Genomic DNA, 25,892 nt, shown 5'->3' on the forward strand with positions numbered 1-25,892 from the left:
TCAATCATAAATGTGCTAAACTGAATGCAAAGCATGAAACGTATCATGATGCATTAGGAGGGCTATATGGCGACGATAAAAGAAGTTGCAAAGCTTGCAGGCGTATCTCTTGGTACAGCCTCGAATGTATTGAATGGAAAAACACAGAATGAGGAACTGATCCGGCGTGTGGAGAAAGCGATGGAAGAGCTGGCGTATCAGCCGGATGCCAATGCACGCAGCCTGAAAAATACACAAAGTTCATTGATCGGAGTGATTCTCCCGGATGCACTGCAGCGGGATTATGCGGAATTTCTCCATAATCTGGAAAGATGTTTCAGGGAACAGGGGTACAGTATTGTTGTAAAATTCAGCAGAAATAACCGTCTGATTGAAAAAAAATGTATCGAGGCCTGCCTTCAGCAGTCTGTGGCAGGGATTGTCCTGCACTCCAATGTCAGGGACAAAATTGATGCCAGATTAAACGGGAAGAATGTGCCCGGAGTGATCATCGGAAGAAACAAAGTCAAAGATTCATCTGATGACCGGATTGTGATCGACTATGGGGATGCATTTGAATCAGCGCTGGAAGACTTTCGCAGTATGGGTCTGTCAAGGGTGGGACTGATTCTGGAAAAAGAACTGATGCAGAATGAGGAGATGTTAAAGAAATATCGCGGCTGCTTTGGACAGGAGGAACTGATCAAAGTGGTGGAGAGCAATCAGGAACAGGGCTTTCAGGCATTTTTTGAATTATACACCGCCACTCATGATCTTCAGGCAGTGATCGTGGGCAGCGAACAGATCGGTATCGGAGTTCATAAGGCGGCTGAAACGCTGGAGGCACAGAATGTACTCATTGTGGTGATGAAAGAAAGCCGTTGGATGGAGGATTCGGGAAAGTATCATGCACAGCTTACTGTTCTGCAGAAGGAGGTGGCACAGGCTGCTGCCAAACGGATGATGGATGCCATTGTACGCCCGAACCTGCATGAAAATATTACGAATATAATTAAGGCAAGATATGATAAGGATCCGGCGTCAGGTGCGCAGATTCAGAGAGCTCCGGGAGAGCTGGTATTTGCTATGTATGACTGTTCATCGTCCAGGAGTCTGCAGATGCTTTCGCAGATTTATGAAAAAGAAAGCGGTAAGAAGATCCGTTTCGATCTTTTGAAATACAGGGAACTCGAAGAACTTCTGTATGAAAACTCCATGCAGAAGGACAGCAGGTATGACGGGTTTATGATGGACATCACATGGCTGGAGGGACTGGCCGAGAGTGGCGGAGTGGCAAATCTGGATGGTCTGCTGAAGGAAAATCAGGAATACTTTACCGGATTTGTGGATGATGTCGTCAAGGAGTGCGGTATGTATGTGGAGTCTCTGTATGCAGTTCCTTTCATGTCAGGTGCACAGATTCTGTTCTATCAGAAGGATCTGTTTGAAGACCGGATGCTGCAGATGCGGTTTCGAAGGATGTACGGCGAGGAGCTGGCTCCGCCGAAGACATGGGCGCAGTTTAATCTGGTTGCAGAATTCTTTACGAAATCTATCAACCCGCAGTCTCCGGTAAAATACGGGACTTCACTGCCGACGGGGGCAAATGTTTATACAACCATCAGCTTTCTTTCTCATCTCTGGGCATATGGAAGTGATGTCTTTGACGAGAAGGGAAATGTAGTGATCGACAACGGAAATTCGGTTGCAGCGCTGAAGAATCTGATCACTTCTTATCAGTATACGTCAGGGAAAGAACTGTTTTCATGGAATGATGTGGCGGATGAGTTTGCCAGGGGCGACAGTGCGATGATTGTACTGTATGATTCTGATGCGGGAAGCATCAACAACTATACGAAATCCAAAGTGGCGGGAAATCTGGGATGTGCGCTGGTACCGGGAGGAAAACCGGTGCTTGGAGGCTGGAGTCTCGGCCTGAACCGTTATGGCCGTCATATGGAGGACGCACAGAACTTCCTGATCTGGGCATGCGGCAATCAGAATGCAATACCACTGGCGCTGCTTGGTGGCTCTACGCTGAGAAAAGATTATTATGAGCGTTCCGATCTGGAATATGCAGTTCCCTGGAAGACGTTGATTCTGGAGAGTTATCGGCAGAGCAAGAAACGGTACATGCCGGAGATTTTGGACGAGAGCCGGAGGAAGAACAATATTTATACGGAGATTATTCCGGGTGAGATTGAGCGTGTGCTGAGAAGAGAGAGTGATGAGAGCCAGGCTGTACGTAATATGAAGGACAGGATAGAGAAACTGGTGATAAAATAAGGAGAAGACCACCGTGTAAAATCGGTGGCCTTTTTAAGGAAAAGTATATAAATATTAGAAAACGTCTTTTAAAGCAGGATATAATGTCCTGAATTTCTGATACCGTTCTTCGTATCTGGCAACCAGTCCGGGATCGGGATCCACTGTCTGTACGACCTTTACAATCGCATCAGCAGCACCTGTGACATCCGGATATTCTCCGCAGCCCACTGCTGCGAGCATGGCACCTCCGAGAGCAGGGCCTTCTTCAACTTCGGGCACATCCACTTTCAGATTCATGACATTGGCGATGATGGTCTTCCAGAGAGGACTTTTGGCACCGCCGCCGCAGATTTTTGTCCTTACGATCGGAATACCCAGGCTTCTGGCTACTTCCAGTGAGTCTCTCAGGGCAAAGGCAACCCCTTCCAGGATGGCCTGCGTCATATCTTCCCTGGTGGTATCCATACTCATACCGAGAAAAACGGCTCTGGCATTTGGGTCATTGTGCGGAGAACGTTCTCCCATCAGGTAAGGCAGGTAGAACACCTGGTTTTCACCGAGGCGTGTGATATTTTTCTGCTCTGCCGCATAATCTGTAGTTTTTAAAATATCATCATTCCACCATTTATTGCAGGATGCAGCGCTGAGCATGCAGCCCATCAGATGAAAGTGCCCATCCGCATGTGCGAAGGAGTGCAGTGCATTGTTTTCATCTACTCCGAACTTATCACTGGAGATAAAGATAGTCCCGGAAGTTCCAAGTGAGAGATTACACATTCCGTCACCTACCGTTCCGGTTCCGACGGCAGCTGCCGCATTGTCTCCTGCCCCCGCGATGACTTGTACACAGTGGGAAAGACCGAGCTCATCTGCGATCTGCGGCTTAAGCGTTCCCACAGGTTCGTAGCTTTCATACAGCTTCGGAAGCTGCTCTTGTGTAATGCCGCAGACAGAAAGCATCTCGTCTGACCAGCGTCTGTCTTTTACGTTCAGCAGCAGCATGCCGGATGCATCTGACATATCCGTACAGAATTCACCGGACAGGCGGTATGCCAGATAGTCTTTCGGAAGCATGATCTTTTTGATGCGCCTGAAATTCTCCGGCTCGTGCTTTGCAAGCCACAGGATCTTCGGTGCAGTAAAGCCGGCAAATGCAATGTTGGCCGTGTACTGCGACAGTTTATCCCTGCCGACTACCCGGTTCAGATAATCGGTCTCCTCTGATGTTCTGCCGTCATTCCAGAGAATGGCAGGGCGGATGACGCGGTCCTGATCATCCAGGACAACGAGACCATGCATCTGGCCGCCAAAGCTGATGCCGCGGATGCTGCTCTTGTCAGCGCCGTCCGTCAACTCCAGCAGACCGTCCATTGTCTGTGCAAACCAGTCTTCGGGGTTCTGCTGCGACCAGCCCGGATGAGGAAAGTACAGCGGGTATTCCCGGCTGACTGTTTTGCAGATGGTTCCTTTTTCGTCCATCAGCAGCAATTTGACTGCTGAAGTACCGAGATCGATACCGATATACAGCATATGTACACCTCCGATGATACAGCCTACAGGCTGCATCCAAATGGGTTTTCTGTGGGGTAACGGACGCCGGCCGGCTGATTATAACCGATTTCCTCTACAGGAACGCCGATGTATTTGAATACTTCATACAATGCTTTTCCAAAATGACCGAATGCCACTGCGCCGTGGTGCGGATAGTTGCCTTCGATCAGCACATGACGGTAAAATCTTCCCATTTCAGGGATCGCGAAGATACCGATCGCACCGAAGGAGCGAGTTGCTACAGGAAGAACCTCACCCTGTGCGATGTAAGCGCGCAGTTTGTTGTCGGATGTACTCTGCAGACGGAAGAACGTAATGTCACCCGGTACGATATCTCCTTCCAGGGTACCCTGTGTCACTTCTTCAGGGAGTGCTCTTGCCATGATGAACTGATATTTCATCTCACAGAAGGAGAGTTTCTGTGATGCCGTATTTCCACAGTGGAATCCCATGAAGGTATCTTTTAAGGTATAGTCGTATTTGCCGCTGATGTCTTCTGTATAAAGATCTTTCGGCACGGAGTTGTTGATGTCGAGCAGAGTGACAATATCCTGGCTGACAGCTGTTCCGATAAATTCACTTAAGGCTCCGTAGATATCGACCTCACAGGACACCGGAATCCCCTGTGCAGTCAGACGGCTGTTAACGTAGCACGGAACGAAACCAAACTGTGTCTGGAATGCCGGCCAGCATTTCCCGGCGATTGCCACGTATTTGCGGTAACCGCGATGTTCTTCCACCCAGTCTTTTAAAGTCAGTTCGTACTGTGCAAGTTTCGGAAGGATGTCCGGTTTTTTATTTCCGCTGCCGAGTTCTGCCGTCATCTCTTTTACAAGCGCCGGGATCCTTTCGTCTCCGTCATGCCTGTGGAATGCCTCGAACAGATCCAGCTCGGAATTTTCTTCCAGTTCAACACCCAGGTTGTACAGCTGCTGGATCGGGGCATTGCAGGCAAGGAAATTGAGCGGGCGCGGACCAAAGCTGATGATCTTGAGGTCCAGGAGACCGATGACCGCGCGCGCGATCGGCAGGAATTCGTGAATCATATCCGCACATTCTTCAGCATCTCCTACCGGATATTCAGGTATGTAAGCTTTGACATTTCTCAGTTTCAGATTGTAGCTGGCGTTTAACATACCGCAGTATGCGTCGCCTCTGCCCTGGATGAGATGATCACCGCTCTCCTCAGCCGCGGCCACGAACATTTTCGGACCGTCAAAATGTTTGGCGAGCAGTGTCTCGGAGATCTCAGGACCAAAGTTGCCGAGATAGACTGCCAGTGCGTTGCAGCCGGCTTTTTTAATATCTTCCAGCGCCTGCACCATATGGAGCTCACTCTCCACGATACAAACCGGGCACTCATAGATGGAGTCAGCCCCGTATTTCTGTGTATAGGCTTCAACCAATGCCTTTCTGCGGTTGACGGACAGGCTTTCCGGAAAACAGTCCCTGCTCACGGCTACAATTCCGATTTTTACTTCTGGTAGATTGTTCATAATAGATTCCCTCCCAAATATAATTTGTCATTAAAGTGTGATATTATCACCTTTCAGTCCGCAGAACGCACCTTCGATGTGTGCATCCGCATGGGCGATCAGCCATTTGTTCTTTGCTGCCATCAGACGGTTTTCGGCGTCATCAATCAGCGGAAAATCAATGTCCGTGTTCGTTCCTTTTGGAAGCACGACAACACAGCGAAAATTTTCTCCGGAGACGGATATCGGTGCGTAGTGCAGCGTGGTGGCATAAAGCTCAACCGCAGTTCCTGCGGGAAGCAGAAAAGCCTCCATCTTTGAAGTCTCATATATAAAGTCATCCGTGATATCCTGCTGCATGCCGAGCAGCAAAATGAGGTCCGTCACGGCGATATTAATCTCTGAATCACGGTGATATTCTACTGCATTCAGTGAACGGTTGTTTCCATTACAGTATCCGATCTGAATGGGGAGTCCGCCGTAAGCCATGTTTTTTAATTCTTCTGCGACGGGAAGTTGTTCCATATCCTGATCGGACGGAACGTAAATCACATCATTGTCAGGCAGCGGTGTGTGTTTCATCTCTTCGAGAAGTCCGCTTACGTCATAAGAGTGAAGTATCTTTCCGTATTTGCGGAAAGAAGAGGCTGTTATTTCCTGTATCCTCATAGAAGTCCTCCTTCATGGTACGGCAGCCGGCCCGTTTGGGCCCGCCGTGTTCTATATGGACATTATAGCAACCTTTATTTGACCTAACTACCAAAAACTTAGCTTGTTTATGGCGATTTCTTATCCTTTTTGGAAAATTCAGTTCTGCGAAATTCGCTGGGCAGGATGCCGTAGCGTTTGGTGAAGACATGAGAAAAAGATTTGCTGCTGGCAAAACCGTGGCTGAGGGCGATCTCACCGATGGGAGTTCGGGTATTGACGAGTTGTTTATAGGCATACTCCAGGCGAAGATTCTGCAGATACGTTTTAAAAGTAGTCCTGGCATACTTCTGAAACATCCGTGACAAATACGTGGGTGAATATCCAAAAGTCTGAGCAAGGCTCTCAAGTGTCAGATTCTGAGCGTAGTTTTCCTTCATGTAGGAAGTGATCCTGGAGAGGCGGTTAAGGTTTTTATTGCTGCGCACAAGCTCTGGATTCACATCCAGTTTCCGGTATTTTGTTACGAGCAGATACACCAGCATATAGAACTGGCTCAGCACTTTAAGCTCATAACCGCATTCACCCCTGGCATATGTTGTGTAAAGACTGTGCAGCAAGGTCATAACTTCTGCATCCTGATTGCGTGAGCTGTGTGAGAAATAGATGAATTTATCATCTGTATAATAACTTTCGAAGGCGGACAGAGGAATCTGCAGGACGATCGTCAGGTTGGGTTTGGGGGAATGAACAGAGTGTACTTCGTTAGAGTTGACCAACATGAATTCTCCGGGGATAAGCGGATATTCTTTTTCGTTGATAAAAAACTGAAGTTCACCTTCAAAAAGTGCAAAAATCTCCACCGAACGGTGCCAGTGTTTTTCTCGGTTATAATTGCCGTCCTTACCTTCAAAGACAAACATCTTAAATGGAATGTCATCATTCGGTATGATCAGTTCGTGAGAAATGTCCATGAATGTTCTCCTCTGTAATGTCATGATTCTTACAATGTGTGGCTGTGTATTTCTCAGGTGGAAAGAATCGAAATATGCAAAGTATATCTTGAAATTTTCCGAAATTTTCTTGACGCAACCGCCTGAATTATGTACAATATAAATACAATATGATGCAAAACATAGATAAAATTTGAAAAAATGCACAAAATTTGATCGTTCTGTTCAATCTAATCATCACACCTTGAATGATCAGGTCCATGGCCGGTAACATCTGCGATTTTATCGACTGCTGTGTTGGACAGGAACACAATTTCTGAAGGGACTCCCTGTGAAGTTTCACCTTCCAGAGTCAGCCCATTGTTGTTTTCCTTAAAATCAAGCGGCAGTGTCCGGGTGTAAAGGCGCCCAGTCTCATTATCCTGAATCTGAAGTGTGACAGAGGAAGAGCAGATATGATCCGGCAGTTCATAATTTTTATATTGAAGTTCCATCTGTGCATTTACGGCCTGGATGATCTGGGAATGAAGATCACCGAGTTTTTCCTGTGAGTCTGCTTTGGCAGCTGCAATGAGATAGTCGATGGTACGTGCCATCTGCAGTTCAATTTCTGCATAGGGATTTTTCATAATATTCTTCCTTTCCAGTGTATGCCTGTCTATGTTTTCATTATAAAAGAATACCGCAGAGATGAAAAGCATTTTTGCATGGTATTTTTATGATGGTTCTGCTACTTACGGTCACAACTTCGGTTACCAGGGAAACGAAAGTCAACGTGATATTTAAGGAGGTTAATGAATGGTTAAAAAAAGATTAGTAATTAACGGATTACCACGCACCCTGTTGGTGAATCCAGAAGACTCCCTGGCAAAAGTGCTCCGTGAGCAGCTTCTTCTTACGGGATGTAAGATCGGCTGTGATCAGGGTCAGTGCGGGACATGTACTGTCATTGTAGACGGAAAGGCAGTGCGTTCCTGTATTATGAAGATGAGCAAGGTAAAAGATGATACCGTTATCGAGACGATTGAAGGTATTGGCACACCTGAGGACCTGCATCCGCTGCAGCTGGCATGGATGGGGCATGGGTGTGCGCAGTGTGGTTTCTGCTCACCTGGTTTTATCATGTCTGCCAAAGTGCTGCTGGCCGAGAATCCTTCACCTACACGTGAGGAAGTACGTCACTGGTTTCAGGTTCACAGAAACCTCTGCCGATGTACCGGCTACAAGCCGCTCGTGGATGCGGTTATGGATGCAGCCAGCGTTATGCGTGGAGAGATGGCAAAAGAAGATCTGATCTTTAAACCGGTCGGCAATAAGATACTGGGGACCAGCTATATCCGCCCATCGGCGGCTCAGAAGGTTACTGGAACATGGGACTACGGTGCTGATATGGCGCTGCAGATGCCGGACAATACCGCCAGGCTTGCGCTCGTTCAGGCGGAAATTCCGCATGCACTGCTGAAAGGTATTGACTATTCGGAAGCTGAAAAGATGCCGGGTGTGTACAAGGTGATTACACATAAGGATGTAAAAGGTAAGAACCGTATCAGCGGATTGATCACATTTGCAAACAACAAGGGTGACGGATGGGACCGTCCGATCCTCTGTGATGAAAAAATATTTCAGATCGGCGATGCAGTTGCCATTGTAGCCGCTGATACGGAAGAGCATGCGAGGGAGGCTGCAAAGAAGGTAAAACTGGATCTGGAAGCACTTCCGGCTTATATGAGCGCGATGGAAGCGATCGCTGAGGATGCTATTGAGATTCATCCGGGCACACCGAATATTTATTATGAAACAAACTGTATCAAAGGCGAAGAGACTGCGCCTATCATGGAGAGTGCTCCATACGTGGCAGAAATTGACGCTTATTCCAGCCGCCAGCCTCATCTGCATATCGAACCCGACTGCGGACTCGCGTATATCGATGAGGAGGGCAGACTGACCGTACATTCCAAGAGTATCGGAATACATCTGCACTCTGCGATGATCACGGCAGGCATCGGTATTGAACCGGAAAAATTCCGTCTTGTACAGAATCCGGCAGGCGGAACATTTGGTTATAAATTCAGTCCGACGATGGAAGCTCTGCTCGGCGTTGCATGTCTGGCACTGGACGGACGTCCGTGTTCACTCGTGTACGATCAGTATCAGAATATTACGTATACAGGGAAACGTTCACCGGCATTTATGCATATTAAGATGGCAGCGGATGAAAATGGCAAACTGCTGGCAATGGAAGGCGACAATTATATCGATCACGGTCCATATTCCGAGTTTGGCGATCTGCTGACTATGCGTCTGACACAGTTTACAGGTGCGGGCTATGACATCCGCAATATACGTAATAAGAGCCAGACGGTATGTACCAATCATGCATGGGGGTCTGCATTTCGCGGATACGGCTCGCCTCAGTCATTCCTGGGATCTGAGCTGTGTATGGATGTACTGGCAGAGAAGATGGGCATCGATCCGTTTGAACTGCGTTACCGCAACATCTACAGAGAAGGAACCGGATGTACGACTCCGACCGGACAGGAACCGGAAGTCTTCTGCCTGGAAGAAATGTATGAGAAAGCAAGGCCGATTTATTATGAGGCAAAAGAACGTCTTGCCAGGATGAATACGGATAAACTGAGATACGGTGTCGGATTCGCAGCAGGTGTCTATGGATGCGGCCTGGATGGTAAGGATGGTTCCTTTGCCAATATCCAGCTGAATCCGGACGGAACCGTGACGGTGTTTAACTCCTGGGAAGATCACGGACAGGGTGCTGATATCGGTACGCTGACGATGGCACATGAAACACTGCGCGAAGCAGGTATCACACCGGATATGATCAAACTTGTTATGAATGATACGGCGCTGACACCGGCATCCGGACCGGCAGGCGGAAGCCGCTCCAACGTTGTAACCGGAAACGCTACGCGTGTAGCAGCGGAGATGCTTGTGAATGCGATGAGAAAACAGGATGGAACTTTCCGCACATATGATGAGATGACTGCTGAGAATATTCCTACATTCTATGAGGGAACCTGGGTGGCAAGCGCATGCACGGACTGTGATCTGGAGACAGGACAGGGAGCACCGTTCTCCAACTACATGTATCAGTTGTTTATTCCGGAAGTGGAAGTAAACGTTGAGACAGGCAAAGTTCGAATTATACGCTTCACGACAGTTTGTGACTTCGGTACAATTATCAATAAGATCGTTGTTGACGGCCAGGTTTACGGCGGCTGTACACAGGGCTTCGGACTTGGACTTTCTGAAGACTTTGAAGATTACAAGAAACATACGACCCTTGCCGGCTGCGGAATTCCATATCCGGAAGATGTGCCGGATGACTTTCATATCATTTATACAGAGACACCGAGGCCGCTTGGACCGTACGGTGCATCCGGATGTGGTGAGGGTCCTCTGACGGCAGGACATCCTGCAATCTTAAGTGCAATTTATAACGCGACCGGTGCAAGAATCACAGAGATTCCGGCAAAACCGGAGAAAGTGAAAGCGGCTCTGGACGCACTCAGGTAGTTTAGCCTGAAAGTAACAGAGGGAAAGAAGTTTCCCCGTCCATGGATGACAGGGATAATCCACAGGTGATTATTTCTGTCATCCTTTTGCTATCGTGTATAAAAAGGCTGCCTGTGGCAGGCTTTTTTGTCCATACATAAGGGATGTGATATAATGGAAGTAAACCAGCAAAAACTTCATGAACTGGAACGGCTGTGTACACAGGAACAGCCGCCTGCGGCGATGGCCGCCTGTCCGCTTCATATCAACTGCAGAGATATCTGCAGGGCACTGGCGCAGGAGGACTTTGACAAGGCAAGGACTGTCTATGAAAAGGCGGCCGTCTTTCCTGAACTTTTAAGCACTCTTTGTGAAGAGCCGTGCCGGGATTCCTGCGCAAGAGATGCCTGTGGAGGAGGGCTGTGGCTGCGTGTCCTTGAGAAGGCAGCGGTCCGGTTTGGAAACGTTAAAGAAAAACGGGTATTTCTGCCTGGAAAAACACAGCGGGCTGCCGTGGTGGGAGCCGGTATTGCAGGAATGGCAGCAGCACTTGAGCTGGGGAAAAAAGGCTATGCGGTAACTGTTTTTGAAAAAGAGGAAAAAATATGGTCTGCACTGGAAGAAAATTTTGGTATCTCAGAGGATATGCTGAAACGGGAACAGAAGCGTCTCGAAAAATATCCGATAACCATAAATACGGGACAGGAAGTCACGGATCTCGAAGGGCTGGCAGCTGAATATGATGCGGTAGTCATTGCGTGGGGAATACAGAATACAGTGCTGAACGTAAATAAAAATGATTTTCAGCTTGGAGAGACCAACCGTTTTAGCTGCGGCGATGCCATTCGTACCTCCACGGGACGTTTTGTGGATGCGGTGGCTGAGGGAAGGCGTACGGCGATCTCCGCAGACCGTTTTCTGAAAAGGGTTTCCATGGATGCAGGACGGGAGCAGGAAGGCGTCTACACTACCAGTCTCCACGTCAACATCGCGCAGGAAGAAAACTTCAGGTCAAAGCTTGCCGGCAGTGAGCAGGAAATTTCCAGAGATGCGGCGGTCCGTGAAGCCGGACGCTGCCTGGACTGCAAATGTACAGACTGTACAAATGCCTGTGCGTTTATGCGGTATTATAAGGGCTATCCAAAAAAGTATCTGAGAGAGATCTATAATAATCTTTCCATCGCCATGGGTACGCGTCATGCGAACAAGATGATCAATTCATGCAGTCTCTGTGGTCAGTGCAAAGAAGTCTGTCCCCATGGACTTGACCTCGGAGCGGTCATCCGGGAAGCACGGCAGATCATGGTGGAAAAAGAAAAGATGCCTCAGTCCGCTTTTGAATTCGCATTAAATGACATGAAGTACAGCAATTCAGAACAGGTATTTCTGGCGAGGGCACAGGAGGATGAGGAGAGTGCCTATGTCTTTTTTCCCGGATGCCAGTTACCGGCGTCAGCACCGGGAGCCGTGGAAAAAGCCTATGCCCATCTGCGGGAGCGGCTGAACGGAGGGGTCGGTCTGATCCTGGGATGCTGTGGTGTGATGGCGGACTGGGCAGGTGAGAAGAAGCAATACACGGAGGCAATAGAAAAGATTCAAAGAGCCTGGGAAAAGATGGGAAAACCGATCGTGATCGCCGCATGCCCGATGTGTCTTCGGGTGCTGTCAGAGGAGATTTCCGGTGTGGAATGCAGGGGTATCTGGGAGGTTTTGCTGGAGATCGGCCTTCCATCATCGTATCGTGGGCAGCAGGGAACGCTGATGATGCATGACTCCTGTGGTGCCCGCAATGATTTAAAGGTACAGGAACAGGTGCGGCAGCTGGCAAGGGCAATGGGATATGAACTCAGGGAGGGGACATACCGCGGGGAACAGACGGCGTGCTGCGGATACGGCGGTCTGACGCAGATTTCAAATCCGGAAGTTGCGGATCTGATGACAGAACAATGTCTGACAGACGGAGCAGAATTCTATCTGACATACTGCATCAACTGCAGAGAACGTTTTCGGAAAGGCGGGGCTGTGGCTGTACATATTCTGGAACTGATCTACGATACGGAGGACGCATACAAGAGAGCGTATCCCGGGTATTCAATGCGATGGGACAACCGATTGCTGCTGCGCCGTGCAGTATTGGAAAGATTCTGGAATGAAAAGACGGTGGATGAGGTACGGATGGAACTGCAGTATGACGATCAGGTGAAGCAGATGCTGGAAGAACGGAAAATCCTGGACAGTGATATACGGGCCGTGTTGGCGCGCGCGCAGGAAGGATACAGTGTCAGAGATCAGAAAAGCGGCTGGTCAGTCGCGCATCGGCAGGTGGGGAATGTGACGTTCTGGGTGTATTATCATGAGACTCAAAACGGAGCCTATGTGATCGGGAAGGCGTATGCACATCGGATGACGATTTCGAATGAGGGCGAGGGATAGGCGATGTCAGAAAAATATTATGAGTCCTGGGATTTTGAGCCGGGGAGCCTGATCTGCGAAAAATGTCAGGTGTCAATGGTACCGGGAGAGATCGTGCTCCACTATATGGGAAATGATTTTCCGATTCTGATGCCGAAATGTCCGTGCTGCGGACAGGCATTTCTTCCGGAGGAGCTCGCTCTGGGAAAAATCTTTCAGGTAGAACAGGCACTCGAGGATAAATAACGACGGGAAAGGGAGGGACGCTGATGGATTTGAAGGAACGTTTGCTGGAACTTGGGCTGCAGGGATTTGAGTGCAGTCAGATCATGATGATGATCGTACTGGAGCTGGAAGGGAAAGAAAATCCGGATTTGATCCGTGCGGTAAGCGGACTGACCGGCGGGATGGGCCATGGCGGCGGAATGTGTGGTGCGCTGACTGGCGGATGCTGTGTGCTGGGAGTGTTCACCGGAAAAGGGGATCCTGAGGAGATGGAGGACAACCGTTGCCATGAAATCATTCAGGAGTATACCGGCTGGTTTCGGGAACGATACATGCCGCAGTATGGCAGCACGGACTGCATGCAGATCATTGGAGGAGATTTTTCAAAATGTCTGACAGTGTGTGCCCCCATTATTGAGGAGTGCTGCGGGAAGATACTGGAATTACTGACAGAATATGAGATCTTAGAGGGATAAAACAGGTGAAGGACATCATGAAGAACAGATTTGAAAACTATACCGTAGTCATAGTAGCTGCCGGCTGCTCAAGGAGAATGAAGAAGTTTAAACCACTTCTCCCACTGGGAGATGGCTGCATTCTGGAATCTACCATCAACAGTTTCCGGCATGCAGGTCTCGATCACATTGAAGTTGTGGTGGGGTATCAGAGGCATAAAGTGATTCCGCTGCTTCGGAGAATGAAAGTCCATTATTCGGAGAATAAAGATTATGATGAGACGGATATGATGGAATCTGTCAGGATTGGTATCCGTGCCGTGAGACCGGGAACACAGGGGATATTGTTTTGTCCGGGGGATGTACCTCTGATCGCACCGGAGACGATCGTGCGTGTCGCAGAGACTTTTCAGGAGAAACAGCCAAAACTGCTCATTCCCACATTTCAGGGGAAGCCGGGGCATCCGCCAATGTTCTCCGGAAACGTAATCAAAGGAATTCTGGAATACCGGGGAGAGGAGGGGTTGAGAGGAGTTTTCAAACGTTACGCGGACAGCACCTGTTTTCTGGAGGTTGACGATGAAGAGATCCTTCAGGATACGGACCTGCCGGGTGATTATGAGCGGTTGCTGAGGGCGTATGATCTGCGGCAGAAAGGAAGATGAGAATGATCTATCTGAACAATGCGGCGACTTCGTGGCCGAAGGCAGAGGGACTTTCCGGATATATGAAGGAAGTGTTCCAAAACCTTCCGGGTCATGGAAACCGTGCGACACTGACTGACCATGTAGCGGAGCGTACCTGCAGGAATTATCTGGCCGAGCTTTTGAAAGTACGGGATGAGGCCTGTATCGTGTATGCTTCCTGTGCCACCCATGCATTGAACATGGGATTACTGGGGTTCCCATGGAGAGACGGGGACATCGTGCTGACAACAGCGGCAGAGCATAATGCAGTGCTGAGACCGTTGTATTTTCTGCAGAAACAGGGGAAACTCCGGTATCATGTGATGCCGGTTGACCGAAGCGGACGCCTGACCCAAGATACGCTGGCACAGTTTTTGAAGGAGTACCGGCCCCGGATGGTCATACTGACACATGGCTCCAATGTGACGGGAGCAGTCAATGATGCCGCAGGCCTGACGGCACTGGCAAAGGAATACGGCTGTACGGTCTTTCTGGACGCTTCGCAGACTGTGGGGTTATATCCTGTTGAACCAGAGATCTGGGGGATCGATATGGTGGCATTGACCGGGCATAAATATCTGCTGGGTCCCCAGGGAACAGGGGCATTGTATGTTTCCGGCAATACGGAACTGACACCGGTGCTGACGGGAGGAACCGGAATCCGCTCCGATGAGGACGAGATGCCGGATGAGATGCCGATTCATCTGGAAGCGGGAACTCAGAATGAACAATCTTTAAGCGGACTTGCGTTTTCCATCGGATGGGCAAGAGAACATCCAATGAATCTTAAGCGTACGCTTGGTTATATCCGCAGGCTGGAAAAGGTTCTTCGGGTTCTCGGATGTCATGTGGCAGAGGTAGAAGACATGAGGACACCGGTACTGACATTCGCTTCGAATTCTCTGGAAGCGGAGGATATCGGTGATATGCTGGCCGGAGGCTTTGACATTATCTGCCGTACGGGACTGCACTGTGCACCGCTGATCTTTCCGGCAATCGGGATGCCGAAAACAGGCAGCGTACGTTTCAGCCTCTCCCGCTTCACCACAGAGGAGGAGATCGCGGAGACGGAAGAGGCGTTAAAGGCGGTGCTGCTATGAAAGAATATTTTACATGTAAGAAAGCAGAGAATTGTTTTGCCAATGCTAAATCTTTCCATTACCTTCTAAAACGTCCGATCGATGAAGCCATGCTGGAGAAATTTGCAGACTGGGGAAATCTCACGGTAAAGAGGAATTTTCGGCGTCCGTTTTTCATGATGGAGACCGCATACGGCGTAAAGGTAAAAGGGATCCTGAATGATGTGATAGTAAAAGCCGGTTTTGCCGATGACGGGTGGGAAGATCAAAAACAGGAATTTGAACAGCAGCTTTTCGGGATTTTGGAAAAACTGCCGTGAGACGGCAGGAGGAAACGTCATGGGGAATCAAACGTGTATAGGAACGACGGAAAGTGTATGTCCGGTATGTCTGCAGCGGATACCGGCGTGCAAAGTAAAAACGGGGGATGAGGTATATCTCGAAAAGGAGTGCCCTGATCACGGGTATTTTCGAACGCTGATCTGGAGAGGGGCGCCCGATTACGAGAGCTGGGGACGGGCACATGTTCAGGCAACACCTGTGAACCCTGCGCATGAAGAAGCGGAGAGAGGGTGCCCCTATGACTGCGGATTGTGTCCGGATCACCGCCAGCATACGTGCTGTGTGCTGATGGAAGTTACCAGCCGCTGCAACCTGGGGTGTCCCGTCTGTTTTGCATCTGCAGGAACTCCGTCTAAGGAGCCGGATCTTGTGCAGATCAAGGGATGGTTTGATGCGATGATGGAGTGCGGTGGACCATTCAACATTCAGCTCTCCGGCGGAGAACCTACCATGCGGGACGATCTGGATGAGATCATCAAATTGGGCAGAGAGAAGGGATTTACGTTCTTCCAGCTGAATACCAATGGTATCAGGATAGCAGAGGAGCCGGGCTACATCAGGCGCCTGGCTGAGGCGGGTCTGAACTGCGTGTTTTTACAGTTTGACGGTCTGAGTGATGAGACTTATCAAAAGCTGCGGGGGCGGCCGTTGGCCGAACTGAAGAAAAAGGCGATTTCCGAATGTGAGGCAGCCGATATCGGGGTCGTACTGGTGCCGACACTTGCGGCGGGTGTCAATACACAGGAGGTGGGAGACATTCTTCAATTTGCGCTGGATCATATGCCGGTGGTGCGCGGCGTACATTTTCAGCCGATCAGTTATTTTGGAAGGTTTGAGGATATGGATGCAGAAATACGTTACACACTGCCGGATCTGCTGCGGGACATTGAAGCACAGACGGAAGGCAGGATGAAAGTCAGTGGTTTTTCGCCGGGAAATGCGGAGAATGCCTACTGTTCGTTCAGCGGGAATTTTATGAAAATGCAGGATGGAACGATACGGTCGCTGAACTCAGAAAAAAGCTGCGGATGCGGAGCGGAGCATGTACAGCCGGGTGCTGCATCCAGAAAAGCACAGAAATTCGTGGCCAGACGCTGGTCATCGGGGCGTCCGAAGGTTAAGAGCGCGGATCAGAAACAGAGCTGCTGCCAGACGGGGTCCCTCGATGATTTCCTGGAGCGGATCGAGCAGTATACGCTTGCGGTCTCCTGTATGACATTTATGGATGCATGGAATCTGGATCTGGACCGTCTGCGGGAATGCTATATTCATATGATATCTCAGAAAGAAAAGATGGATCTCGTGCCGTTCTGTGCCTATAATATGACGGCGGCTGACGGGAGAACCTTATATCGGGGGCAGGAAGACGGTGATACTTGATGATTGGATCCGGCAAAAACATGGAATAGAAACAGAGCGGGAAGGAGAAATCCGCTGTTGGCAGCTGAAGCGGATCACGGAACTGATCCGGAGAGCAAAGAGCGAAAGCCCTTATTACAGAAGATTGTATGATGATACTGCAGTGCCGGATTCGTGGGATGCGTTTCGGTGTCTGCCGTTTACGGATGCGTCTGCAGTCCGGGAGCAGGGTCTGCAGATGCTGTGTGTACCACAGGGAGAGATTGAGCGTGTGGTCACGCTCACCACAACCGGAACGTCAGGTTTGCCGAAACGTCTGTATTTTACAAGACAAGATCAGGATCTGACGATCGATTTTTTTTACCACGGCATGGCTCTTGTGGCAAGACCGGGCGGAGTGACGGTGGTCTTTCTGCCTTATGAGAGGGTGGGCAGTGTGGGCGACCTGCTGCTTAAGGGACTGACAAGGATGCATACAAAAGGCATCGGTTATGGGCTGATCACGGAACTTGAAGATGCAGTGAATGTCCTGATGACAAACAGGGCAGACTCCTTTGTAGCAGCGCCCGTTCAGGCACTTGCGCTTGCGTGCTATGTGCGGGAACATGGCATCCGCCTCTTTCTTCATAAGATACTGCTGAGCACGGATCATTTGTCGGGCAGTGTAAAAAAACGCCTGGAGGCGGATCTGCAGTGTGAGGTTTATGATCATTTTGGCATCACGGAGGCAGGACTCGGTGCGGCAATCGACTGTCCGGCACACTGCGGCATGCACATCCGTGAAAATGATCTGCTGTTTGAGGTGATTCATCCAGAAAGCGCAGAAATCCTTCCCGACGGCTGCAGCGGGGAGCTTGTTCTGACGACCCTGACGAGAGAAGGTATGCCGCTGATCCGTTACCGGACCGGCGATTACGGAAAAATAGAAAGAAAACGGTGCAGCTGTGGCAGTTTTCTTACGCGGTTGTGGGCATCGGGCGGCAGGATCGGCAATGAGATACGGCATCGGGACGGGATGCTGACGATGGAGGATCTGGATGAACTGCTGTTCGCGGCGGAGGGACTGATGGATTACAGGGCTGGCTATCAATACGCTGATAATCTGCTGAAGCTGCATCTGGTGTTCTATGCAAAGCTGCCGGGTAACATGACAGAGTTCATCGAAATGATACAGAAGGTCATACGGGAACAGACGGGGCTGAAGACGGAAATCACAGCGGAACCTTCGATGGAAATACGCCCGCAGTATCTGCAGAAACGTACAATCTTAAGGGATGGTGAAAACGAGTGAAGCTAATTTTGATGCGGCACGGCTCTATCCGGCTGCCTGACGAAGAAAAGTGTTACATCGGACAGACGGATAGGTCCATGACGCAGGAGGGGCAGACAGAGGTCGATAAAAGCCTGGAGCGTTTGGGAGGACAGATCGGATGGGTCGATGAAATCTGGTCCAGCGACCTGAAGCGATGCGTGGAGACTGCCGAACGTGCAGCAATGCATTTTGAAATGCCGTTTCGGACGGATCAACGTCTCCGGGAAATTAATCTCGGAGACTGGGAGGGGCAATCCGTCCGCCTGATCCGGCAGGAATATCCTAAAGAGTACAGGATCAGGGGGGAACATCCGGGGAACTACCGCACACCGGGCGGAGAAAATTTTCTCCAGGTGATGATACGCGCTGTACAGTTTACACAAGAAAGGGTACAATGTCTACAGGAAGAAAAGGTATTTCTTTTTATTACGCATGCAGGCGTTATCAGAACGCTCTGCTGCTGCAGAGACGGCAGGAATCCCGATGAATTGCTGCAATATCAGATAGGATATGGAGAGTATGTGGTCTGGGATGCGACTAAGGCAGCTGTTATGGAAAGACTGAAGGATCAAAGTTATCACTAAAAGGAGGAACATAAGATGAAAGAGATGGCAACCACAGAGGCAGTTGGACAGGTATTATGTCATGATCTTACACAGATCATCAGGGACAAAAAGAAAGGACCGGCTTTTCGAAAGGGGCACATCATTCAGGAGGAAGATATTCCGGTGCTGCTTTCCATGGGGAAAGATCACATCTATGTCTGGGAAAAAGATGAGAATATCCTTCATGAAAATGAGGCGGCTGATATCCTGTACCGGATGTGCAGGAATGAATATATGGAACCGTCAGAGGTAAAGGAAGGAAAAATAGAGATCAAAGCGACAAGGGACGGACTGCTGAAGATCAGGGAAGACCGTCTGCTGAAAGTCAACCTGCTGGGTGATATGATGATCGCATGCCGCCATAATAATACGGTTGTTAAAAAGGGGGAAGTACTGGCAGGAACACGTATAATCCCGCTGGTCATAGAAAAGGAAAAGATGGAGCTCGCAAAGGAGGCCGCAGGGGAACAGCCGCTGCTTATGCTCAAACCGATACAGCCGAAAAAGGCAGGGATCGTAACAACCGGAAATGAAGTATTCTATGGAAGGATAAAAGATACCTTCACTCCGGTAGTCGAGAAAAAATTTGAAGAATTCGGTGCCGAGGTCACAATGAAGACTTTAGTGGGTGACGACAAGGAGAACATCCGACAGGCAATTCTGAATATGATCGCACAGGGGGCAGAGGTCGTAGTCTGTACCGGCGGAATGAGTGTGGATCCGGATGACCGGACACCGGGAGCGATCGCAGCCACAGGCGCAGAGGTTATTACATACGGAGCACCGGTTCTGCCAGGGGCGATGATGCTGCTTTCTTACTATCACAGAGAAGACGGACAGGTGGTTCCCATTCTGGGACTTCCTGGATGTGTGATGTACGCCAGGAGGACCATTTTTGACATCATGCTTCCCCGGGTACTGGCGGACGACCGGATATCAAAAGAAGAAATCGCACGCCTGGGAGTTGGAGGATTGTGCCTGGGATGCCCGACATGTACGTTCCCGAACTGTGGATTTGGAAAAGCATAACCAAAATGGGAGGAGAAGATATGGATTACCGGGGATTTTATCTGGAACTGCATAGGAGAATGCAAAGGGAAGCGCTGGTTCCCGTGACCACGTATCTGACCGGGGCCAGAAGGGGTGAAAAGGAATTCAAGACAGAGCAGGTAAATGGATGCTTTTCAGAAAACTTTCAGGGTCAAATGACTGTAGTGCTGTGCGGGGCAGGTCATGTGTCGCAGGCGGCAGCACGAATTTTCCGGGAATTGGAATACCGCCTGATCGTGGTGGATGACCGACTGGAATATGCGAATACGGTCAGATTTCCGATGGCCGATGAGATTCGCTGTCTGAATTTTGATACAGAGTTTCCGAATGCCCGGTTTCCGGAGCATGCTTATTATGTGATTTTGACGCGGGGACATGAGCATGACTATACGTGCCTGCGCAACATCCTGACGCGTTCACATGGATATATCGGTATGATCGGAAGCAGAAGCAAAGTAAAGCTGTCCAGAGAACGGCTGGCGGAAGAAGGCTTTTCGGCGGAGCAGGTGGATGCGGTGCATGCGCCGATCGGATTAAGGATCGGAGGACAGACACCGGCGGAGATCGCTGTCAGTATTGCAGCTGAAATTATACAGGTGAAGAATACGGAATCGGGCAGCACACTGGACGAGGCGGTGCTTGAAGGCCTGAACCAGACAGAACCGTCTGTGATGGTGACGGTGACAGAAAAGGAAGGATCGTCGCCGCGGGGTAAGGGCAGCCGGATGGTGGTGACCTCCTGCGGGAAAAACTATGGGACAATAGGCGGCGGGGCAATTGAATATGCTGCGGTTAAGCGGGCCGTTGAATTATGCCGGACAGGGTGTTTTGACACCGCAGGGTATGACCTTGGCAATTCAGAAGCGGCAACGCTGGGAATGGTATGCGGAGGACGTGTGGCGGTGATGTTTGAGCCGCTGTAAGGAGGAACACGATTATGGGGAATAAACTGACGCATTTTGACAGCAATGGAAATGCGGTGATGGTAGATGTGACAGAAAAGGAAGTGACCCACCGCACGGCTACTGCCCGCGGTACGATCAGGGTGAATGAAGATATCATGCAGGCGGTACTAAGCGGCAGCGTGAAAAAAGGAGATGTACTGGGGGTTGCAAGGATAGCGGGGATCATGGGAGTAAAAAGGACATCTGACCTGATTCCGATGTGCCATCCGCTGCCTGTCGGAAAATGCAGCGTTGAGTTTGAAGTTTCAAAGGAAAAGCAGGAGATTACAGCCATATGTACGGTGATGACTGACGGGAAAACAGGCGTGGAGATGGAGGCGCTTACGGGTGTACAGATCGCGCTTCTGACCATCTACGATATGTGTAAGGCGATTGACAAGCGGATGGTTATGACCGATATTCATCTGGTGAACAAAAGCGGCGGAAAGAGCGGTGATTTTGCATATGATTGATCAATGTGGGAGAAATATCGACTATGTCAGGATCTCGGTGACTGACCGGTGCAATCTGAGATGTGTCTACTGTATGCCTGAAGACGGTGTGAAAAACACACCTCACGAAGAAATTCTCAGATATGACGAGATTCTCAGAGTATGCCGCATTATGGCGGGGCTTGGAATTTCCAAAATCAAACTGACGGGCGGAGAACCTCTGGTGCGAAAAGATGTACCGTATCTTGTACGTGAACTGAAACAGATTTCAGGTATTGAAAAAGTGACGCTGACGACAAATGGCATATTGCTGACAGAGTATATGAAAGACCTGCATGCGGCGGGGATCAACGGTATCAATATCAGCCTGGACACCATGAATCCGGCACTGTTTCGTGAGATCACGAGACGGGATATGCTGGATCATGTGAAATGCGGGATCGAAGCTGCCATGAGGTACAGGGATGTTCCGCTGAAGATCAACTGTGTACCGATGGGAATGGAAGGCCAGGATTTGATGGAGATCGCGGCACTGGCAGGAGAACATCCTGTTCATGTGAGATTTATTGAGATGATGCCGATAGGATATGGAAAAAAATTCAAATTCATCGGAGAGGATGAGATTGTCGGACAGCTCAGGGCGGCGTTCGGAGAGGTGACGCCTTGTATGGATAAACTGGGCAATGGACCGGGACACTACTATACAGTAGAACAGCTGACCGGGAAAATTGGATTTATCAGTGCGATCAGTCATAAGTTCTGTAATGAATGTAACCGAATCAGAATGACTTCGCAGGGGTTTCTGAAGTCGTGCCTGCAGTATGAGACGGGGCGTGATCTGCGCACGCTTTTGAGAACAGGAGCGGATGACGGGGACATCGAGGCCGCCATCCGTGAGGTTGTTTTAAAGAAACCGACAGGACATGAGTTTCTGGCAGAACAGATTTCGGAAGAAGAATCTCACTGCATGGCACAGATAGGAGGATGATGATATGTATCGGGTAGCGATTATAACATCCAGTGATGCGGGATATCGAAAAGAGAGAGAGGATCTAAGTGGTCCCGCGATCAGGGAAATCGTGGAAGACAATGGATATCAGGTGGTATCAGCGGTGGTTCTGCCGGATGAAAAGCAGATGCTGAGTGATGAGATGAGACGCATCGCTGACGGAAATCTGGCGGATCTGATCCTCACAACAGGGGGGACCGGCTTTTCGCCGAGAGACTGTATGCCGGAGGCGACGGCGGAGGTGGCACAGAGGATGGTTCCGGGAATCCCGGAGGCTATGCGCGCTTACAGCGCACGGTTTACTAAACGAGCGATGCTGAGCAGGGCGGCAGCCGGTATCCGGGAAGCTACACTGATCGTCAATCTCCCGGGAAGCCCGAAGGCGGTCAGGGAGTGTCTGGAATACATTATCAGTGAACTGGGACATGGGCTTGATATTCTGACTGGGACTGCGGCGAATTGTGCAAGGAAATAGCCCCGTATGATTCTGGAAACACCGATCGGTAAGGGGAACCAGGAAAGATGATGAAAGGAGGCATCATCGGTGACGGTGGCCAGCCGGTCGTGTTATCATAAAAAAGAAGATGTTTACTAAAAGGAGGATGACAAAAATGAAAAAAAAATTAATGGCAGTGATGATGGTAGCGGCGATGACAGCGGCGCTGGCAGGGTGCGGAGATAAAGCCGCAGATGAATCCAAAACGGATACTGCCCAGGAGGCAGAACCAACAACGGAAGAGGCAGATCCGACCGAGGCAGCAGATGATAAAGATGCGGCGGGCGAGGAGACGACGATCCTGGTCGCGGCCGCTGCGAGTCTTGAGTATTCCTACACGGATGAACTCATTCCAATGTTCGAGGAAGCAAATCCGGGCATCAAGGTAGAGGGTACTTATGACAGCTCAGGAAAACTGCAGACACAGATTGGAGAGGGCCTGGAAGCAGATGTCTTTATGTCAGCTGCCATGAAACAGATGAATGCACTGAAAGACGAATCGATGATCGATGCGGATTCTGTTGTGGAGCTGCTGGAGAACAAAATCGTACTGATTGTTCCGGCTGACGGCGAATCTTCACTTGCAGCATTTGAGGATATTAAAAATGCTGAGACAGTTGCACTTGGAGATCCGGAGAGTGTTCCGGCAGGACAGTATGCGCAGGAAGCGCTTACGAGTCTCGGGATTTATGATGAGGTAGCGGCAAAGTCCAGCTTTGGGACCAATGTGACGGAAGTTTTGAACTGGGTAGCTGAGGGAAGTGCTGATGCAGGTATCGTCTATGCAACGGATGCAGCGACGACAGACAAGGTTAAGGTGGTGGCAGAGGCACCGGAGGGAGCTCTGGCGGAACCTGTGATCTATCCGGTCGGAGTTGTCACCGCATCTGAGAAAAAAGATGCGGCACAGAAGTTCGTGGATTTTCTGCAGACGCCGGAAGCCATGGCTGTATTTGAAGAATACGGTTTCACCTCAAATATAGGATAGGCGGCGTATGGACTATTCACCAATTCTGATATCTATGAAGACAGCCGGGCTCGCTATCATTGTTACGTTTTTTATCGGCATTGGGCTGGCACGTTTTGTCGTGGGGATTAAAAAAACTGCGGTCAGACACATTCTGGATGGACTGTTCACATTACCTCTGGTACTGCCTCCTACCGTGGCAGGTTTTTTCCTGCTTTACATATTTGGGGTCAAAAGACCTCTGGGAAAATTTTTCATTGACTATTTCAGCGTTAAGATTGCATTCTCATGGGGGGCTACGGTACTCGCTGCAGTCGTTATCTCGTTTCCGCTGATGTACCGCTCTGCACGCGGTGCCTTTGAACAGGTGGACGAAAATCTGCTCCATGCCGGGAGAACTCTTGGAATGTCGGAGTGGACGATTTTCTGGAGAGTACTGCTCCCGAATGCGATGCCGGGGGTTGTTTCCGGGGCAGTGCTGGCATTTGCCAGGGGACTCGGGGAATTTGGTGCGACGGCGATGATTGCCGGAAATATTGCCGGCAAAACGAGGACCCTTCCGCTTGCCGTCTACTCAGCGGTGGCGGCGGGGGATATGAATACGGCATACGACTATGTGATGATTCTGGTGATCATATCATTTGCCGTCGTCGTAGTGATGAATCTCGCGACAGCGAGAGAGAAACGCGGGATGAGGATATGAGTCTGAAAGTAGAGATAAAGAAAAAAGTAAAGAATTTTCAGCTGGATATTGCGTTTGAGACAAATGGAGGCTGCCTGGGGATCCTGGGAGCCTCCGGCTGTGGAAAAAGTATGACGCTGAAGTGCATCGCAGGCATCATGACGCCGGATGAAGGATATATCGAGCTCAACGGACGTGTGCTTTATGATTCTCAAAAGAAGATCAATATCAGACCGCAGAGCCGTGGTGTCGGTTATCTGTTCCAGAATTATGCACTGTTCCCCAATATGACGGTAGAACAGAATATAGCAGCGGGGCTTAAAAAATCAGATGAAGATCTGACCGAAAAGGTACAGCGCATGATCCGGCTTTTTCAGCTGGAAGGACTGGAAAAACGCAGACCGGGGCAGCTTTCCGGCGGGCAGCAGCAGCGTGTGGCACTTGCAAGGATCCTGGCCTATAAACCGGAGGTGATGCTGTTTGATGAACCGTTTTCAGCACTTGATGCGTATTTAAAGGAAGAACTGCAAATTCAGTTCGAAAACATTCTGGAGTTGTATCAGGGGGATGCCGTACTGGTCACACACAGCAGAGACGAAGCGTATCAGACGTGCGAGAGGGTCTGCATGCTGGACGAAGGCCGTATCATAAGACAGGGGGAGACCAGGGAAGTCTTTCGCAATCCCAGGTTTATGAAAGTTGCAAGACTCACAGGATGTAAAAATATTTCAGCAGCGAAAAAGCTGAACGGTAAAAAGGTCTGGGCGACCGACTGGGGGCTGACATTTGAGGTGGAGACAGAATTGCCCGAACATTTCAGCCACATTGGCATTCGTGCGCATGATTTTATGCCTGCAGATGAGCAGCAGATAAAAGACGGAAACAATATAATCTTGTGCAGTGTAAAAGAGATCAGTGAGTCACCGTTTGAATGGAGCATTTTGATCAAAACACCGGCAGCGGACAATTCACTGCTCTGGTGGAAGATCGGAAAAAACCAGATTGGGTCCAGGCTGGCAAAGAAACTGCCCGACACACTTTACATCGCGCCCGGGGACATTCTGGTGATGGAAGATAAATATTAGGACCGGGACACAAAAAACGCTTCTGCCGGCTGATATACAGACCGGCAGAAGCGTTTTGGTTTCGACTTAAGCGTTGTCTCTTATATAATTATAATTTTACAACGTTGGCAGCCTGCATACCACGAGCGCCTTCAGTTAAGTCATAAGATACAGCCTGACCTTCATCTAAAGATTTAAAGCCGTCGCCCTGGATTGCAGAAAAGTGTACGAATACATCAGATCCGTCGTCGCTTGTGATGAATCCATAACCTTTTTCAGCGTTGAACCATTTTACTGTTCCTTTGTTCATAAGATGTTACCTCCATAAAATAAAAAAAATAATAAATTGAAAGAACTGGAAAATAA

General features: G+C 49.6%; 25 protein-coding genes. 19 read left to right on the plus strand and 6 right to left on the minus strand.

Annotated elements, in window-relative coordinates; all coding sequences use genetic code 11:
* Window positions 1-66 precede the first annotated feature (66 nt).
* Window positions 67-2,265 (plus strand): extracellular solute-binding protein, encoded by a 2,199-nt coding sequence (locus MCG98_RS08295; RefSeq protein ID WP_240301552.1) that lies wholly within the window; start codon window positions 67-69, stop codon window positions 2,263-2,265.
* 54 nt (window positions 2,266-2,319) lie between these two features.
* On the opposite strand, the gene xylB is transcribed toward MCG98_RS08295, so the two are convergent.
* The 5 genes from xylB to MCG98_RS08320 all read right to left on the minus strand — a co-directional run bounded on the left by xylB (window position 2,320) and on the right by MCG98_RS08320 (window position 7,503).
* Window positions 2,320-3,777 carry a xylulokinase gene (gene xylB, locus MCG98_RS08300; protein WP_240301553.1) on the minus strand — a complete coding sequence of 486 codons (1,458 nt, stop codon included), beginning with the start codon at window positions 3,775-3,777 and terminating at the stop codon, window positions 2,320-2,322.
* 23 nt (window positions 3,778-3,800) lie between these two features.
* On the minus strand, window positions 3,801-5,294 hold the full coding sequence (locus MCG98_RS08305) for an L-fucose/L-arabinose isomerase family protein (protein WP_240301554.1): 1,494 nt from the start codon (window positions 5,292-5,294) through the stop codon (window positions 3,801-3,803).
* A 30-nt stretch (window positions 5,295-5,324) separates the two neighbouring features.
* Window positions 5,325-5,942: a DUF4867 family protein gene (locus MCG98_RS08310; RefSeq protein WP_240301555.1), complete on the minus strand. Its 618-nt coding sequence runs from the start codon at window positions 5,940-5,942 to the stop codon at window positions 5,325-5,327.
* 107 nt (window positions 5,943-6,049) lie between these two features.
* The gene (locus MCG98_RS08315; protein WP_240301556.1) at window positions 6,050-6,895 is read right to left on the minus strand and encodes an AraC family transcriptional regulator; all 846 of its coding nucleotides are present in this window, start codon (window positions 6,893-6,895) and stop codon (window positions 6,050-6,052) included.
* 209 nt (window positions 6,896-7,104) lie between these two features.
* On the minus strand, window positions 7,105-7,503 hold the full coding sequence (locus tag MCG98_RS08320; protein WP_240301557.1) for a hypothetical protein: 399 nt from the start codon (window positions 7,501-7,503) through the stop codon (window positions 7,105-7,107).
* A gap of 169 nt (window positions 7,504-7,672) precedes the next feature.
* Between MCG98_RS08320 and MCG98_RS08325 the strand changes: the two genes are divergently transcribed.
* The 18 genes from MCG98_RS08325 (at window position 7,673) to MCG98_RS08410 (ending at window position 25,547) form a co-directional block, all read left to right on the plus strand.
* Complete coding sequence (locus MCG98_RS08325) at window positions 7,673-10,408, plus strand: molybdopterin-dependent aldehyde oxidoreductase (protein ID WP_240301558.1); 2,736 nt, start codon at window positions 7,673-7,675, stop codon at window positions 10,406-10,408.
* Between the two features lie 153 nt (window positions 10,409-10,561).
* Window positions 10,562-12,820 carry a pyridine nucleotide-disulfide oxidoreductase/dicluster-binding protein gene (locus tag MCG98_RS08330; protein ID WP_240301559.1) on the plus strand — a complete coding sequence of 753 codons (2,259 nt, stop codon included), beginning with the start codon at window positions 10,562-10,564 and terminating at the stop codon, window positions 12,818-12,820.
* A gap of 3 nt (window positions 12,821-12,823) precedes the next feature.
* A complete protein-coding gene (locus tag MCG98_RS08335; protein ID WP_240301560.1) occupies window positions 12,824-13,045 on the plus strand; it encodes a DVU_1557 family redox protein in 222 nt (73 codons plus the stop codon).
* Between the two features lie 23 nt (window positions 13,046-13,068).
* A complete protein-coding gene (locus MCG98_RS08340) occupies window positions 13,069-13,500 on the plus strand; it encodes a DVU_1555 family C-GCAxxG-C-C protein (protein WP_240301561.1) in 432 nt (143 codons plus the stop codon).
* 17 nt (window positions 13,501-13,517) lie between these two features.
* Window positions 13,518-14,144, plus strand: coding sequence for a nucleotidyltransferase family protein (locus tag MCG98_RS08345; protein WP_240301562.1), 627 nt, complete (start codon window positions 13,518-13,520; stop codon window positions 14,142-14,144).
* A 2-nt stretch (window positions 14,145-14,146) separates the two neighbouring features.
* Complete coding sequence (locus tag MCG98_RS08350) at window positions 14,147-15,265, plus strand: aminotransferase class V-fold PLP-dependent enzyme (protein WP_240301563.1); 1,119 nt, start codon at window positions 14,147-14,149, stop codon at window positions 15,263-15,265.
* Window positions 15,262-15,564 carry a hypothetical protein gene (locus MCG98_RS08355; protein ID WP_240301564.1) on the plus strand — a complete coding sequence of 101 codons (303 nt, stop codon included), beginning with the start codon at window positions 15,262-15,264 and terminating at the stop codon, window positions 15,562-15,564. The genes MCG98_RS08350 and MCG98_RS08355 overlap by 4 nt, the downstream gene beginning before the upstream one ends.
* A 19-nt stretch (window positions 15,565-15,583) precedes the next feature.
* Window positions 15,584-16,966, plus strand: coding sequence for a radical SAM (seleno)protein TrsS (gene trsS, locus MCG98_RS08360; RefSeq protein WP_240301565.1), 1,383 nt, complete (start codon window positions 15,584-15,586; stop codon window positions 16,964-16,966).
* Window positions 16,956-18,236 (plus strand): DVU_1553 family AMP-dependent CoA ligase, encoded by a 1,281-nt coding sequence (locus tag MCG98_RS08365; protein WP_240301566.1) that lies wholly within the window; start codon window positions 16,956-16,958, stop codon window positions 18,234-18,236. Before trsS ends, MCG98_RS08365 begins: the two co-directional genes overlap by 11 nt.
* The gene (locus MCG98_RS08370; RefSeq protein WP_240301567.1) at window positions 18,233-18,841 is read left to right on the plus strand and encodes a histidine phosphatase family protein; all 609 of its coding nucleotides are present in this window, start codon (window positions 18,233-18,235) and stop codon (window positions 18,839-18,841) included. The genes MCG98_RS08365 and MCG98_RS08370 overlap by 4 nt, the downstream gene beginning before the upstream one ends.
* A gap of 15 nt (window positions 18,842-18,856) precedes the next feature.
* Entirely contained in the window at window positions 18,857-19,891 is a 1,035-nt protein-coding gene (locus MCG98_RS08375) for a molybdopterin-binding protein (RefSeq protein WP_240301568.1), read from the plus strand.
* A gap of 20 nt (window positions 19,892-19,911) precedes the next feature.
* Window positions 19,912-20,835 carry an XdhC family protein gene (locus tag MCG98_RS08380; RefSeq protein ID WP_240301569.1) on the plus strand — a complete coding sequence of 308 codons (924 nt, stop codon included), beginning with the start codon at window positions 19,912-19,914 and terminating at the stop codon, window positions 20,833-20,835.
* Between the two features lie 14 nt (window positions 20,836-20,849).
* Complete coding sequence (gene moaC, locus MCG98_RS08385; RefSeq protein ID WP_240301570.1) at window positions 20,850-21,329, plus strand: cyclic pyranopterin monophosphate synthase MoaC; 480 nt, start codon at window positions 20,850-20,852, stop codon at window positions 21,327-21,329.
* Window positions 21,322-22,296, plus strand: a complete 975-nt coding sequence (moaA, locus tag MCG98_RS08390) for a GTP 3',8-cyclase MoaA (RefSeq protein WP_240301571.1) — start codon at window positions 21,322-21,324, stop codon at window positions 22,294-22,296. The genes moaC and moaA overlap by 8 nt, the downstream gene beginning before the upstream one ends.
* Window positions 22,297-22,300: 4 nt before the next feature.
* Window positions 22,301-22,792, plus strand: coding sequence for a MogA/MoaB family molybdenum cofactor biosynthesis protein (locus MCG98_RS08395; RefSeq protein ID WP_240301572.1), 492 nt, complete (start codon window positions 22,301-22,303; stop codon window positions 22,790-22,792).
* Between the two features lie 136 nt (window positions 22,793-22,928).
* Window positions 22,929-23,801 carry a molybdate ABC transporter substrate-binding protein gene (gene modA / locus MCG98_RS08400; protein WP_240301573.1) on the plus strand — a complete coding sequence of 291 codons (873 nt, stop codon included), beginning with the start codon at window positions 22,929-22,931 and terminating at the stop codon, window positions 23,799-23,801.
* Between the two features lie 7 nt (window positions 23,802-23,808).
* A complete protein-coding gene (modB, locus tag MCG98_RS08405; protein ID WP_240301574.1) occupies window positions 23,809-24,483 on the plus strand; it encodes a molybdate ABC transporter permease subunit in 675 nt (224 codons plus the stop codon).
* Window positions 24,480-25,547 carry a sulfate/molybdate ABC transporter ATP-binding protein gene (locus MCG98_RS08410; RefSeq protein WP_240301575.1) on the plus strand — a complete coding sequence of 356 codons (1,068 nt, stop codon included), beginning with the start codon at window positions 24,480-24,482 and terminating at the stop codon, window positions 25,545-25,547. The genes modB and MCG98_RS08410 overlap by 4 nt, the downstream gene beginning before the upstream one ends.
* Window positions 25,548-25,635: 88 nt before the next feature.
* Here MCG98_RS08410 and MCG98_RS08415 read toward each other — a convergent pair whose 3' ends face one another.
* Entirely contained in the window at window positions 25,636-25,836 is a 201-nt protein-coding gene (locus MCG98_RS08415) for a cold-shock protein (RefSeq protein WP_028529056.1), read from the minus strand.
* Between the last annotated feature and the right edge of the window lie 56 nt (window positions 25,837-25,892).

It is taken from the genome of Ruminococcus sp. OA3 (genome assembly GCF_022440845.1).
GTDB lineage: Bacteria > Bacillota > Clostridia > Lachnospirales > Lachnospiraceae > Ruminococcus_G.

Coding starts and splice junctions, on each gene's coding strand:
- MCG98_RS08295 (WP_240301552.1), top strand. CDS start 67: ATGGCGACGATAAAAGAAGTTGCAAAGCTTGCAGGCGTATCTCTTGGT.
- xylB (WP_240301553.1), bottom strand. CDS start 3,777: ATGCTGTATATCGGTATCGATCTCGGTACTTCAGCAGTCAAATTGCTG.
- MCG98_RS08305 (WP_240301554.1), bottom strand. CDS start 5,294: ATGAACAATCTACCAGAAGTAAAAATCGGAATTGTAGCCGTGAGCAGG.
- MCG98_RS08310 (WP_240301555.1), bottom strand. CDS start 5,942: ATGAGGATACAGGAAATAACAGCCTCTTCTTTCCGCAAATACGGAAAG.
- MCG98_RS08315 (WP_240301556.1), bottom strand. CDS start 6,895: ATGGACATTTCTCACGAACTGATCATACCGAATGATGACATTCCATTT.
- MCG98_RS08320 (WP_240301557.1), bottom strand. CDS start 7,503: ATGAAAAATCCCTATGCAGAAATTGAACTGCAGATGGCACGTACCATC.
- MCG98_RS08325 (WP_240301558.1), top strand. CDS start 7,673: ATGGTTAAAAAAAGATTAGTAATTAACGGATTACCACGCACCCTGTTG.
- MCG98_RS08330 (WP_240301559.1), top strand. CDS start 10,562: ATGGAAGTAAACCAGCAAAAACTTCATGAACTGGAACGGCTGTGTACA.
- MCG98_RS08335 (WP_240301560.1), top strand. CDS start 12,824: ATGTCAGAAAAATATTATGAGTCCTGGGATTTTGAGCCGGGGAGCCTG.
- MCG98_RS08340 (WP_240301561.1), top strand. CDS start 13,069: ATGGATTTGAAGGAACGTTTGCTGGAACTTGGGCTGCAGGGATTTGAG.
- MCG98_RS08345 (WP_240301562.1), top strand. CDS start 13,518: ATGAAGAACAGATTTGAAAACTATACCGTAGTCATAGTAGCTGCCGGC.
- MCG98_RS08350 (WP_240301563.1), top strand. CDS start 14,147: ATGATCTATCTGAACAATGCGGCGACTTCGTGGCCGAAGGCAGAGGGA.
- MCG98_RS08355 (WP_240301564.1), top strand. CDS start 15,262: ATGAAAGAATATTTTACATGTAAGAAAGCAGAGAATTGTTTTGCCAAT.
- trsS (WP_240301565.1), top strand. CDS start 15,584: ATGGGGAATCAAACGTGTATAGGAACGACGGAAAGTGTATGTCCGGTA.
- MCG98_RS08375 (WP_240301568.1), top strand. CDS start 18,857: ATGAAAGAGATGGCAACCACAGAGGCAGTTGGACAGGTATTATGTCAT.
- MCG98_RS08380 (WP_240301569.1), top strand. CDS start 19,912: ATGGATTACCGGGGATTTTATCTGGAACTGCATAGGAGAATGCAAAGG.
- moaC (WP_240301570.1), top strand. CDS start 20,850: ATGGGGAATAAACTGACGCATTTTGACAGCAATGGAAATGCGGTGATG.
- moaA (WP_240301571.1), top strand. CDS start 21,322: ATGATTGATCAATGTGGGAGAAATATCGACTATGTCAGGATCTCGGTG.
- MCG98_RS08395 (WP_240301572.1), top strand. CDS start 22,301: ATGTATCGGGTAGCGATTATAACATCCAGTGATGCGGGATATCGAAAA.
- modA (WP_240301573.1), top strand. CDS start 22,929: ATGAAAAAAAAATTAATGGCAGTGATGATGGTAGCGGCGATGACAGCG.
- modB (WP_240301574.1), top strand. CDS start 23,809: ATGGACTATTCACCAATTCTGATATCTATGAAGACAGCCGGGCTCGCT.
- MCG98_RS08410 (WP_240301575.1), top strand. CDS start 24,480: ATGAGTCTGAAAGTAGAGATAAAGAAAAAAGTAAAGAATTTTCAGCTG.
- MCG98_RS08415 (WP_028529056.1), bottom strand. CDS start 25,836: ATGAACAAAGGAACAGTAAAATGGTTCAACGCTGAAAAAGGTTATGGA.